Genomic DNA, 13,040 nt, shown 5'->3' with positions numbered 1-13,040 from the left:
TTTCATTTACGTTCTCTCTTTTTAGCTAATATAAACCATTTTTTCTTTCCACCAACAATATCGGTATACAAATCTGTATGAACTTCTGTAAAATGTGAAGAAAGAAACCCAGCAATATCCTGATCTGATAGAAGCGATGTCTCATCGTCTTCTTCTCCTAACTGTGCTAAGCACGCTAACGCAAGATACCCTCCATCCTTCAGCATTGAGGCCATTTCTTCCACAAATTTTTCGTTCTCTGAAAATGTTGTAACATGAAAATCGTTAGCAACAAAAATACCTTGAAATGCAAGTTCCCTCTCATTCAAAGTTGAGAGATACTGAAGGTTTTTCACATTTCTTATTTTTGCCTTTTTTGTAGCTTCTATTACATTCTGACTAGATTCATCATATCCTAAAACACCTAGACCTTTTTCAGCAAAAAATAAGCTGTTATGCCCAGCACCACAGTGATAAACAAGCAGATCCTTAACAGCTAAACGTCGAAAAAACCAATATGCTTTTACTGCGGACGGACAAGGCTGGTCTTTCCACAAATATTCTTCATTATTCTCCAACGGTACACTCATGTCAACGCTCCTTTATCTTCTTTATAATCATTACTTTTCTTTTTCAATTCCCTCCACCAAGACTCTGTGAATTTTTGTACAAGCAAAGCTACTCCTACTCACCTTAAAATTATTCCAAAATTGAGACTCACTTCTCTTAGCTCCTCATTGTCATTCATCTCTATTTCCCTTGTTCAAATGAAGAACCTTTGCTTTTTTAGATAGAGACAAATAGGTGATTCAACTTGCACATCTCCTATTTTTAACAGTTCTGAGTGTCTGATCGTTGTCCTTCAATTCGATTCTTCGTCACATTATGTTACATATCCTACTTAGTCTTTGTTATTTTCCCATACTAGCTTTTCTTTCGCGATAAAAGTGTGAGAAGTTATTACATTTTTATTCCTTCTCTTCCTATTTACGAATGAAACACTGTTAAAGTTTCAAAAAGAAAACGAGCTTCAGCATACTGAAGCTCGTTTTTTTTCTTATTGAAACATTTTTTTAACTTCCTGCCGTTTTGCTTTTGGAATAAGTACATAAAGGGTGTCATGATTTTCAAGAATTGTTTCACCCCTCGGTGTCACAACTTGTTCTCCTCTTACAATAGCCGTAATCAATACTTCAGAAGGTAAGTAAACATCTTTGAGTTCCTTTCCTATCACTTTTGAACCTTCTTTTAACACAACTTCAATAATCTCTGAACTTGTTTTCCCCATTGATACAAGCTCTAAAATATGTGGAGATTGCTCTTGATCAGGACCAGCAAGATTCAGTTTGTTAGCAAGAGGTGAAAGGGTTGCTCCTTGAATAAGGGCAGAGGTGAAGACAACAAAAAAGACGGCATTAAATAAAAGCTCGCTTCCTTCTACTCCTGCAATTAATGGATATGTAGCTAAAACAATTGGAACTGCCCCTTTTAATCCTGCCCATGAGATAAATAGTTTTTCTTTGCCTGTATATTTCGTACCGATCATACTTAGAAACACACCGATTGGTCTAGCAATAATCATGAGAATAAAAGACAAAACAAGGCCTTGCCACGTAATAGCTAAGAGATGCTCAGGAAAAACAAGCAAACCAAGCAAAATAAACATTAAGATTTGCATCATCCAAGCAAAACCATCTGTAAAACGTACAATTGACAGACGGTATGTCAAATCATTATTTCCAACCGTAAGTGCCATAACATAAACAGCTAAAAACCCGCTTCCGTGTAGAAGAGTTGTCCCACTAAAAGTTACAATAGCCAAAGAAAGGGCAAGAACAGGATAAAGTCCTGATGAATCAAGATTGATGTTATTAATAATTTTAATTGATAAAAAACCAAACAACAGACCTAAAAGAAGACCAAGCCCCATCTCAAGAACAAAATCTAATGGAAGAGACCATAATGATGTTGATGGTTCATTAATTAATTCGATTAAGGATACCGTTAGAAAAACGGCCATCGGGTCATTTGTTCCTGATTCAGCTTCAAGGGTTGAAGTAAGCTTAGTTTTAATATTTTTATTGCCAAGCGCTGCAAAAACGGCTGCTGCGTCTGTCGAACCAACAATGGCTCCAAAAAGCATTCCTTCTGCCCACGTTAAGTCTAAAATGTATTTTGCACATGTCCCAACAAGAACCGCTGTAATTAAGACGCCAAATGTTGCAAGAGATGTTGATGGACCAAGAATAGGCTTGATATGTTTCCATTTCGCCTGAATTCCTCCTTTAAAGAGGATGATAATTAAAGCGAAGATACCAACAAGTTGAGTAATTGAAGCATTATCGTAATAGATATAGCTCGTAAGCCCCATTCCTATTAAAATGTATAAAACAAGCGAAGGAACTCCTAAACGATTGGAGAACTTTGTTGTAATAACGCCAAGCATTAGTAAAGCTGCACACAGAAAAATAAAAATTGTAATATTTATATCCAAAAATGTCACTCCTAGTGTATTGTTTTTCTCTTCTTTCAAAAAGAGAAAGGAAGTTGCTCAATTATCTCGAATAGTAAAGATAAGGTAAAATAAAACATAATCGTTACTCTCAATCTTTTATGATATTATCCATCCGCTTACGTTACTCCCTATAAAAACACATTTGCTATTTCCGTTTTTATGTAAAAAACATTTTATTTGTCTAATAAGGACACATCCTTTATGTTGTCATTCTTTTGTTTTGTCCTTTTTAGCACATACGATGTTATAAATTGCTTTTTCCTGTCATATATTGAAAAAAGAGAAGAAGTTCTTTGTTTATGAATCTGTCCATCTTCCTTCATCGTTTAGGCAGTAAAATCTTCTTGTCTGCTCACCGGGAAATTTACGAGGCGAATAGCTACATAAAGAAGAGGAGTGATTTATGTGTCATTTACCACTGATGATCAAGAGCGCACAAAATCCGTATCTGAAAATACCCCACATGATTTAGTATTAGACCAAAATATTGATGTAAAATGTCGTTTTTCCTTAGAAGGCACTTACTTACAAGTATCCCCCAATTGTGAATATTTACTAGGCTATACAGAACAAGAACTCATTGATCAAAACTACCAAGACTTCATCCACCCAGTAGACCTAAAAAAATTGCATATGCAGCTAGAAAAAATGAACGATTCAATCGAAACTTTTAGCTTTCGCATTCAGCATAAAGACGGGCACTATATTTGGATGGAAACGACTGTTGCCTTCATCCCCCACCCTGAGACAAAGCAGTATGTTGAAGCTATTGCTGTTGCAAGGGATATCAGCCATCGAAAAAAAACAGAACAGCATATGATGGAATCAGAAAAGCTTTCTGTAACAGGTCAGCTCGCAGCAGGAATTGCCCACGAAATTCGAAACCCCTTACTTCTCTAAAAGGTTTCTTACAACTATTAAAAATGGATAATGATCACCGCGATGACTTTTTTAAGATTATGGAAGCAGAATTAACAAAAATCGAAACGATTTCAAATGAGCTTATGGTTTTAGCCAAACCGAAACAAACAGATTTTAAATTTCATCGCCTTCAGTCTTTACTAGAACACGTTATTATGCTGTTAGACAGCGAAGCTTTTCGTCATTCCATTCAAATTGAACAAGAGTTAACAGAAGAAAGCTTATACGTATACTGCGATGATACAAAATGTAAGCAAGTGTTTCTCAACATCTTAAAAAACGCCATCGAGGCCATCGAACAAGATGGGAAAATTAACGTTAAAGTATTTAAAGAAGACGAGCATACAGCCGTAATTGAAGTAAAAGATAACGGCTGCGGTATTCCAAAGCACCTTCTCAAAAAGCTTGGTTCCCCATTCTTTACAACAAAGAAGACAGGAAACGGACTTGGGCTCATGGTTTGCTATAAGATTATTGAGCAACAGAACGGAAGTATCTCAATTGAAAGTGAACCAAATGAAGGCTCAACATTTACGATTCGCCTTCCCCTTTATATGGCTTAATACAAAAGCTAGAATGTGGATAATGATTATCCTTTCATTCTAGCTTTTTGTTTATTTCTAATTGTCCATTTTCGAATGACCATTAATAATACAAAAATTAGAATAAAACAAAGAAGACCATAACTTGTTACTGTTTTCTCCATAATTGAAATATATTTGTGAAAATAAGTTCCAGCTGCGAAAAAAAGCGACGTCCACACAAGATTTCCAAGGGTTGTAAGAGAAAAGAAAAGGAAAAAAGGACTTTTTCCAGTTCCTGCAACATACGGAATTAGATGCCTTATAAAAGGAATGAAAACACTTATAGGAAAAGCACTTTTTTTATAACGTTCAATGAAGTTTTGTCCTCTCTCTAGGGACAGTTTTTCACGCAATGTTTTCCATTTGAGCAAGTGAGGTGCACCAATCCATCGGCCAATACTATAATTTACAAGTGTTCCAATCGTCATCCCTATCCATGTTAAAAACCAGAGTAAAAGGTCATTTTGCGATAGAAAAGTTGCAAAATAGCCCGCTGTCATAACAATTAGTTCATTTGATATTGGGATAATCAATCCAATCATCCCAAGGGACAAGAGAAAAATAAAAACAATAACCCCATATTCTTTCATGAAAGCCACAATATCGACAAACTCCATTAGGCCACCTGCTTTTTCAGAAAAATCCACAATTGTTTTTGTCTTTTTATTTTATCATTTTCCCTGTCTACCTTTCTATCAAACACCTTTTTAAGAGAAGCTTTCAGCAAGCATTTTCAGAAACTTGAACAAAATCAATTTTCATTGAACATGTGAAACATCTACAGATGCATTTCCCTATACAAAAAAGTATAGGTTTAGAACTTCTACACCATTTTTAAATACTGTAGTCTAATACAAGCAACTAAACTCTAAACGACTAGTTTCACTCTACACAAAAAAACTTTTTTATAAGAACAATATTCAATAATCGAATAATCTTGATACCCGTTTTCAAAAATTCAGTAGATAAAAAGTACATTCTTCACTTCTTTATATTCTTTAAAGACAAAAAATTCCCCTTTATATAGAGGATAATTAAGTATTCATTTATATAGACAATACTGAAGGAGGAAAATAGAAGGATAAAAAATATAGATAATTTAGAGTAGAACTATGTTCCCTGTCTAGTAACCTAACAAAGTATGATTAATAAAAAATCCTTGAATTTCGCAGTGAAATCCAAGGATTTTCAGATAAGAATTCAGCTATTTTCCTTCTGGATAAACTCATTATAAAAATCAGGAAATTTTTGCACTCTATCTTCCCCATATGTCAATGCCACTTGAAGCTCTTTTTCACCTTATAGGCCAAGGGAAATATATTTAATTTCTAAAAATTCATCAAGTCCATGATGTCCGCCTTCACGACCTAAACCACTTTCTTTAAATCCACCGAACGGAGCTTGAGCTGTTGAAGGAAGACCATCATTTAGCCCAACAATGCCGTATTCCAGATTTTCAGCAATTGATATTGCTTCTGAAATATGCTCAGAAAATACGTACGCAGCAAGCCCGTACGGAGAGTGGTTAGCGCGCTGTATAACTTCTTCATTTGTTTTAAACGTTGAAATAGGCGCAAGAGGTCCAAACGTTTCTTCTCTCATACAAAGCATACTATCATTAACATTGCTAATGACGGTTGGTTGCATGAAGTTTTCTCCGTGTTCAGCACTTTGATCTCCACCTAAAAGAAGGGATGCTCCTTTATCCTTTGCATCTTGAATTTGGTAAGCAACTTTTTTGACTGCTTTTTCATCAATTAATGGACCAATCTCTACTCCCTCTTCCAATCCATTTCCAACGCGCAGCTTTTCTACTCCTGCAACAAATGCTTCTGTAAACTCTTTTTCAACTGCTTCATGTACGTAAATACGGTTTGTACATACGCACGTTTGGCCTGCGTTACGAAATTTTGAAGTAATTGCTCCTTCAACAGCTTTTTCAATATTAGCATGCTCTGTCACAATAAAAGGAGCATGTCCACCAAGCTCAAGCGATACTTTTTTGACTGTATCTGCGGCGCCACGCATAAGCAGTTTGCCAACTTCTGTAGATCCTGTAAATGAAATTTTACGAACGCGGCTATCTTTCATCCACGTTTCTCCTATTTCTGCAGCATTTCCTGTTACAACATTAATAACTCCTTTTGGGATTCCTGCTTTTTCAGCAAGTTTAGCAAGCTTAAAAGCAGTTAAAGGTGTTTGTTCTGCTGGTTTGATTACAACTGTACACCCAGCAGCAAGCGCTGGCGCTACCTTACGAGTAATCATAGCTGCTGGAAAATTCCAAGGTGTAATCACCGCTACAACTCCAACAGGCTGCTTTTGCACAAAAAGACGCTTATTTGGTACTGAAGCAGGGATTGTTTCTCCGTAGATTCGTTTTCCTTCTTCTGCATACCATGCTAAAAAACTATTGGCATATTTCACTTCTCCAATTGCTTCATTAAGCGGTTTTCCTTGTTCAATCGTCATAAGTTTTCCTATTTCTTCTTCTTCAGCTGCGATGGCTTCATACCATTTCATTAAAAGTGACGAGCGTTCTGCAGCTGTTTTGTTCTTCCAAGTTGGAAATGCTTCATAAGCTCCAGCAACCGCTTTCTCTGCTTCTTTTTCTCCTCCGTTTGGAACAGTCGCAATTACTTCATTTGTAGCTGGATTATTTACCTCAATATTCTCTTGAAGTGCAATCCATTCTCCGTTAATATATAAGCGCTCTTGAGTCATTGATTTTTCCACACCCTTCTTTATTTTCTCATTCTATCTTTTACTCTAGCATCTTTCCCTTTGTCCGACTTATCGCAATGCTCAGACTTTTTCCTACAGAAAACTACTCTTTCCCTCTTGTATATTTCTGAATCTTTCTTATTGCTGAAGACTGGCTAATTCCAAGTTCTTCAGCTACTTTGTAAGATGAGCCAAATTCTTCATATGCCTCTTGGATAAGACGACATTCAAGCTCTTCTAATTTTTGTTGAAGAGACAAATGCGGGGAAGTATATGTTTCTTGTTGAAGAAATGGGACATCTTTTAGGGTAACAATACGTTCACTTGTCACAACAAGCCGCTCAACCATATTTTCAATTTCTCTTATATTTCCGGGCCATTCTCCTTTTAAAAAAGCTTCAAACACTTTCGGAGAAAATTCAACACTTCGATTATATCGCTCATTAAAAACGTTTAAAAAATGATGAACAAGTGGAATGATATCTTCTCTTCTCTCTCTCAAAGGCGGTATGTACAGGGGTATAACATTCAGCCGGTAATATAAGTCTCTTCTAAACGTACCGTTTTTCACCATTTCTTCTAAAGGCTGATTTGTTGCTGCAACAATTCTTATATCAAGCTTTATTTCTTTTGTTCCTCCAATTGGACGCACTTTCTTTTCTTGCAATACGTGCAACAGCTTGCTTTGTGCTGAAAGAGAAAGTTCTCCAACTTCATCAAGAAAAAGCGTGCCAAAGTTCGCTTTCTCAATCAACCCTTTCTTTCCTTGCTTAAGCCCTCCTGTAAAAGAACCGCCTTCATAGCCAAAAAGCTCTGCTTCAATAAGCGTCTCTGGCAGGGCTGCGCAATTCACTTCATAATAAGGTTTTGTCTTACGAGAACTCCTATCATGCATAAGGCGAGCAATCCTGCTTTTTCCGACTCCTGTTTCACCAAGAATAAGGACTGTTGTATCAACTACTGATACTCGTTCTATAAACTGAAACACTTTTTTCATTTTATCGCTATGAACAATAATTCCTGTTATTTCGTTCTGCGTCTGAACAAGCTCACGCTTGTAAAATTCAATTTGCTGCTCCATTTTATCAACTTGATGAGAAAGCTCCATTAAATCCGTTAAGTCTCTTGAATAGCTAATGACGCTTTTAAGTTTTCCGTTTTTATAAAAAATAGGTCGTGCTCTTACATGAAGATAACGACTTTTATCTGTTTTTTGAACAATTTCTAAAGCCTGTTTACTTTCAATAACTTGAAGACTTGCTGAAGGGTAAAAAATCCCCTGCTCTTCTAGCTCTCTTACATGCTTTCCAACAAAATCTGATTTAGAGAGACCATAGTATTGTTCACAAGCTGAGTTCACCATAATAACTGTACCGTTTGCATCCGTTACAAAAATTTCATCAAAAGATGATTCAAAAATATCGTAAAGCTCTTCTGCTACCTGTTCATGATGATGGGTATGAAATGTCATCTTTTTTCCCCTTTTGCTCAATTCTTTTCTCTTCATCATAGCATAAAGGGGAAAAAAGATTATAGACTTGTTTTAATATGAGAGCTCTTTGCTAGATGTACATTCTTTCAATAGCTCTTCCATTAGAGATAACCCTTGTTCAAGCTGTTCATCTGTAATTACAAGCGGCATAAGAACACGCAATACATTCCCATATACTCCAGCGCTCAAAAGGAGCAAGCCTCTTTCATTCGCTTTTTGAGCAATTTCTTTAGCAAGAAGAGCGTTGGGCTCTTTTGTTTTTGGATCTTTTACAAGCTCCATTGCACACATAGCACCAAGAGAACGAACGTCTCCGATACATTCAAATGTTTCCTGCCATGTTTTAAAACGATTTGTTACAGTTTCACCAAGCTTAACAGCTCTGTCATTCAACTGCTCTTCTTCAATAATATCAAGAACAGCAAGAGCAGCTTTACAACCAAGCGGGCTTCCGCAATATGTTCCTCCAAGTTCTCCAGGGGCAGCTGTATCCATTACTTCACTTCGCCCTATTACTCCGCTGAGCGGTACACCTGCTGCCAAAGATTTTGAAACTGTGATTAAGTCTGGCTCAACGTCAAAATGCTCAATGGCAAACGTTTTTCCTGTGCGTGCAAACCCTGTTTGAATTTCATCTGCTACGAACAGTATACCATGCTCCTTACAAAATGCCGTAATCTCCTTAACAAACTTTTTAGAGGGTACAATAAAACCACCTTCTCCTTGAACAGGCTCCATTACAACAGCAGCTACTGTCTCTGGAGCTACTTCGTACAATACAAACTTTTTGAATTCATCAATAATAAAGTCTGTATATTGCTCTTCTGTCATTCCTTCAGGACGACGATATTCATATGGATAAGGAGCTTTATACACTTCAGGTGCAAAAGGACCAAATCCGTATTTATAAGGCTTTACTTTCCCTGTCATCGTCATCGTCATCAACGTTCTGCCATGAAAGCCGCGTGTAAAGGAGATTACTCCTTGGCGCTTCGTATATTTACGGGCAATTTTCACTGCATTTTCCACAGCTTCTGCTCCACTATTTAAAAACATTACCTTTTTTTCAAAACTTCCTGGTGCAAGGCTTGCTAACTTTTCCGCTAATTCAATATATGACTCATACATCATCACATTAAATCCTGTATGAATAAAATCATCAATTTGTTTGTGCAAGGCTTCTGTCACTTTCGGATGGCTATGGCCAACGTTAATTGTTCCAATCGCTCCAGCAAAATCAATAAATGTATTGCCATCTACGTCTGTAACAAGAGCTCCCTCTGCTTTTTGAGCAAATGCCTTATTCCCATAACTAACGCCTTTTGGGACAATAGCTTCTCTTCGTTTTAATAGCTGTTCTGATTTTTTATATTCTTTGCTCATTGCAATCTCTCCTCTAAATAAAAGTCTTCCCTCTCTTATTAATGCAAGTTTCGTGCCAACTTTTAAAAAGACGATAAGAAAAGACTTTTATCCTCTGCTCTCTGCACACATTAAGTCAAGAAAGACTCGATAAGTCTTTCTTGACTTAACTCCTCTACATCGTTTAAGTTTGCATAGTATAATTGAAATTTACAAACCGATTACTTTTTCATTACCGTTTGCTTATAATCATCAAATTTGATAACAAACGAGTATTTTTTTTGTATACTTTTAATGAATGGTGATTTGGGAGGGATAAAGATTGAAAAAAGAAGAAACCATTTCACTTTCCACTTATGACCCAGCGTGGCCGAAGCTCTTTCATTATGAAAAGCATCGAATCAAAAAAGCATTAGGTATGGACTTATGTGATATAGAACATGTAGGAAGTACGGCTGTAGAAGGGATGATTGCAAGACCTGTCATCGATATTCAAGCAGGCATGTATTCTTTACGACTAACAGAGCCACTCTATCATAAATTAGAAAGTCTTGATTACACATTAGCTGAAGAAATAGAAAATGAAAGATTGCTTTTCACAAAACGAACAAACCTTTCGATTAACCTACATATTGTTCTTTATGATGGAGAGCGGTGGAGAAACGGACTACTTTGGCGCGACTATTTACGCAGCACACCGAAGATTGCCCAAAACTTCGGCAGTTTTAAACATGGCCTTGTAAGAAACGGGGTTCACGATCTTCAAGAATATATTAGCCAAAAGCTTTCTTTTATTAACAACGTTATAACCTACTCAAACCAAAAAAAAGGCTGGGGATGAAGTTCCCGAGCCTTTTAAGGTAAATTGTGAATTACTCCTATATAATGCACAACAAGCGCAGATGAAATTAAAATAACCACGTTCAGTAAAAAACCTAAAAGTGACAGCGTGCTTTTTCGGCGCTTTAAAAATAAACTAATGAAACCAAGTCCTCCTCCAATAAATAAGAATGGAAGGAGAAGCTCTAAATACATCTTTTGCGTTAAAATGGTCACATTAGCTAAAATCAATCCTAAAAAACCGATTCCAAACGATATTAACCCAATAAGGGGTTCTTCATGATTTCGCTTTGTTCTTATTCCCATTGCCAAAGTTCCACCTCACCTAGTTCTAATCCTTTTACATGCTTATTATCCTTTAGCTTCAAAATTTCTTTTGTTGGGCCTGTCATAACAATACCATATGTTTTGATGCCGTTTTTATTGACATAAGCTAAGCGTTCTTTTAAATGCAAGTCCCGCGATTTTGCTATTTTTTCAGACCACTCTTCATTCTCAGTAAGCTCTTTTAAAATTTGATGAAATTCCTCTGTTGTCATTTTCTTCGGATTTTCAATTCCGTTCTGTACAGGATAACCAATCGGCGTTACAACAACGCCATTTTTATCTTTTTGTTCTTTTTCATATCCTGTATCAATAGCATACCATAATGTTTTATGATCTATATTCCCTAGCAGATTTTCCACATCATTTGGATCATATAATTTGTCAAACGACACGTAGGCCTCTGCAACCGTTCCTTCTGGTAGCTGACTTAAACGCTGCCACTCTTTTTCAGATGAAGGAAACGGGCTCACGTTCGGATGATGGATTTTTAAGTCTTTCACTTTCTGAGAAGAAGAAAAAGAATCGCTTAAATAATTATGATCCACGTTTTCAAGGTTGCTAAACCATAAATTGAGTCCCTTGTCCCCAATCCGTGTCTGTTCTGTTCCAACTTGTTTCCACATATCAAGATTGGCACTTAACGTAAAAAGACCAACTTGCTCATGAAACTTATTGCGATCAACTTGTACATTGGGCTCTGTGACCATTACCGTATCTGAGGCAACGTCCAAAAAGCGATTTGCCATATTTTGTTCTTCTCCGTATCCGTAAAAGATATACGTTAAAAGCGTCCCAGCAGGTAAGATAGAAAGAAGCAGTACGCTTCCAAGCAAAGCGGCTTTAATCACAGCTTTTCTTCTTCCTAAGTTGATTAATTTCAATTTTTTCTCTTCCGATAATCCTTGTTCTTCCATATCCGGTTCAAATTCTTCATCAAGAAAATCTTGATAAACCTCAAACTTTTCTAAGTCTTGCTCGAGCTCCTCTTCCTCGGCTTGAGAAAGTTTTCCTTCTTTATAGAGCTCTAGCTTCTTGCGAAATTCATTATCCAATGTCATCATCCTTTTCCTTTAACTTGCGCAGTTTCCGTCGTGCTCGAAACAAAATACTTTTGTAGTTCGCAAGCGATACACCCATCTCATCTGCTGCTTCCTGATATGTAAGTTCTCTTACATCCGATAGCAAGACAGCTTGTCTATATTTAGGAGATAGTTCGTCCATAGCGTTAAAAACATTTTGAACCGCATCTTTTGTAAGCACCTGTTTTTCCACTTGATCGTTCGATTGAACCGTCCGAAAAAATTCATCGTCAACCACAGATACACGTTTATGTTTCCTTAAGAAATCAATCCACACGTTATGCGCAACTCTAAATAGCCAGGCTTTTATATTGGTTGTCTCATCTTTATCAACATGTAAGTAAGCACGATAAAATACTTCCTGAACTAAATCCTCACTTATATAATGGTCTTTACTTAACGAAAGGAGGTATCGATACACATCTGTTACATATTGCCTATATAAGTCTTCTAACGTTTGTTCATCCATTGTATTTTCCCTTTCTATAACCTCCACCCGTTTATTCCGTTTACAAAACGAATCGAGGCAGCAAAAAGTTGCACCTTAATTTCTGGTTTTACATTGTTTTATTAAAAAAGTCAAATTCTCTTTTCATACGTTTAATGGATGTAAAGGTTTCAAGAACGTCAAAAAATAGGTAAAACTCCCCCTTTGATGTATCGTTTGGAGGGGCTTTACCTTTTTAATTTTAATCATTAAAAAAGTCGCTCTGGTAGCTTGTCAACAGATTCAATTAGCGCATTAAGTCTTCCTTCAATTCTATGAAGCAAATAGATACTCACAGCAATTGGAAATCCAACTTCTGATGCAATTGAAATAAATTGATCCATTTTATATCCCCCTATTCTAACGTAAATGTACTAGAAATTCATCTCTTTTATAAAAAAAGACCAAGCGTGCTAATAGGGACTGCCCCCCGTTTTTGAGACAGGGATCAAAACACCATCTAAATAGCCAGTTTTCGGTATTGGACCGGAGACTGGTTATTTAGTTTCGTTTGGATACGGATATTGTTATAATAAGTGATGTAGTCTTCGACAATCTGTTTTACGATGGCGGTCGTAGTACAGGTTAAGTTGTCGAGGTAGAAGGTTTCAGTCTTTAGAGAAGAGTGAAACGATTCAATGGAGGCATTGTCTGCGGGCGTCCCTTTTCGGGACATACTCATAGTCATGCCTCTTTCTTTGACTTGTTTTTGATAAGCATAAGAAGTATA

General features: G+C 36.6%; 14 protein-coding genes. 3 read left to right on the top strand and 11 right to left on the bottom strand.

The window, feature by feature from the left end:
* Positions 1-2 precede the first annotated feature (2 nt).
* A complete protein-coding gene (locus BM012_RS24220; RefSeq protein WP_061803884.1) occupies positions 3-569 on the bottom strand; it encodes a class I SAM-dependent methyltransferase in 567 nt (188 codons plus the stop codon).
* A 467-nt stretch (positions 570-1,036) separates the two neighbouring features.
* Positions 1,037-2,473 (bottom strand): potassium/proton antiporter, encoded by a 1,437-nt coding sequence (locus tag BM012_RS24215; protein WP_074842927.1) that lies wholly within the window; start codon positions 2,471-2,473, stop codon positions 1,037-1,039.
* Between the two features lie 426 nt (positions 2,474-2,899).
* Between BM012_RS24215 and BM012_RS24210 the strand changes: the two genes are divergently transcribed.
* Together BM012_RS24210 and BM012_RS24205 are read left to right on the top strand one after the other, a co-directional pair.
* A complete protein-coding gene (locus BM012_RS24210) occupies positions 2,900-3,394 on the top strand; it encodes a PAS domain S-box protein (protein WP_061803883.1) in 495 nt (164 codons plus the stop codon).
* A gap of 23 nt (positions 3,395-3,417) precedes the next feature.
* The gene (locus tag BM012_RS24205; RefSeq protein ID WP_061803882.1) at positions 3,418-3,978 is read left to right on the top strand and encodes an ATP-binding protein; all 561 of its coding nucleotides are present in this window, start codon (positions 3,418-3,420) and stop codon (positions 3,976-3,978) included.
* Between the two features lie 26 nt (positions 3,979-4,004).
* Here BM012_RS24205 and BM012_RS24200 read toward each other — a convergent pair whose 3' ends face one another.
* From BM012_RS24200 to gabT, 4 genes are all read right to left on the bottom strand, one after another.
* Positions 4,005-4,616 carry a DedA family protein gene (locus BM012_RS24200; protein ID WP_061803881.1) on the bottom strand — a complete coding sequence of 204 codons (612 nt, stop codon included), beginning with the start codon at positions 4,614-4,616 and terminating at the stop codon, positions 4,005-4,007.
* A 682-nt stretch (positions 4,617-5,298) separates the two neighbouring features.
* Entirely contained in the window at positions 5,299-6,723 is a 1,425-nt protein-coding gene (locus tag BM012_RS24195) for an NAD-dependent succinate-semialdehyde dehydrogenase (protein WP_061803880.1), read from the bottom strand.
* 103 nt (positions 6,724-6,826) lie between these two features.
* Positions 6,827-8,194: a sigma-54 interaction domain-containing protein gene (locus BM012_RS24190; RefSeq protein WP_061803879.1), complete on the bottom strand. Its 1,368-nt coding sequence runs from the start codon at positions 8,192-8,194 to the stop codon at positions 6,827-6,829.
* Between the two features lie 72 nt (positions 8,195-8,266).
* Complete coding sequence (gabT, locus tag BM012_RS24185) at positions 8,267-9,598, bottom strand: 4-aminobutyrate--2-oxoglutarate transaminase (protein ID WP_061803878.1); 1,332 nt, start codon at positions 9,596-9,598, stop codon at positions 8,267-8,269.
* A 301-nt stretch (positions 9,599-9,899) separates the two neighbouring features.
* Here gabT and BM012_RS24180 point away from each other — a divergent pair, with 301 nt between their 5' ends.
* On the top strand, positions 9,900-10,418 hold the full coding sequence (locus BM012_RS24180; protein ID WP_061803877.1) for a GrpB family protein: 519 nt from the start codon (positions 9,900-9,902) through the stop codon (positions 10,416-10,418).
* A 14-nt stretch (positions 10,419-10,432) separates the two neighbouring features.
* Here BM012_RS24180 and BM012_RS24175 read toward each other — a convergent pair whose 3' ends face one another.
* The 5 genes from BM012_RS24175 to BM012_RS24155 form a co-directional block, all read right to left on the bottom strand.
* Positions 10,433-10,723 carry a hypothetical protein gene (locus BM012_RS24175; RefSeq protein WP_019393305.1) on the bottom strand — a complete coding sequence of 97 codons (291 nt, stop codon included), beginning with the start codon at positions 10,721-10,723 and terminating at the stop codon, positions 10,433-10,435.
* The gene (locus BM012_RS24170; RefSeq protein WP_161939296.1) at positions 10,714-11,796 is read right to left on the bottom strand and encodes an anti-sigma factor; all 1,083 of its coding nucleotides are present in this window, start codon (positions 11,794-11,796) and stop codon (positions 10,714-10,716) included. Before BM012_RS24170 ends, BM012_RS24175 begins: the two co-directional genes overlap by 10 nt.
* Positions 11,789-12,292 (bottom strand): sigma-70 family RNA polymerase sigma factor, encoded by a 504-nt coding sequence (locus BM012_RS24165; protein WP_061803875.1) that lies wholly within the window; start codon positions 12,290-12,292, stop codon positions 11,789-11,791. Before BM012_RS24165 ends, BM012_RS24170 begins: the two co-directional genes overlap by 8 nt.
* A gap of 227 nt (positions 12,293-12,519) precedes the next feature.
* Positions 12,520-12,654, bottom strand: coding sequence for a YvrJ family protein (locus BM012_RS24160; protein WP_019393302.1), 135 nt, complete (start codon positions 12,652-12,654; stop codon positions 12,520-12,522).
* 116 nt (positions 12,655-12,770) lie between these two features.
* On the bottom strand, positions 12,771-13,040 hold a 270-nt coding region (locus BM012_RS24155; protein ID WP_139210450.1), incomplete at its 5' end, for an IS3 family transposase.

The sequence above is a fragment of the Priestia endophytica DSM 13796 genome, from assembly GCF_900115845.1.
Taxonomy (GTDB): domain Bacteria; phylum Bacillota; class Bacilli; order Bacillales; family Bacillaceae_H; genus Bacillus_I; species Bacillus_I endophytica.
The sequence above is the reverse complement of the archived record's forward strand: the minus strand, read 5'-3'. Positions and strand labels throughout refer to the sequence as shown.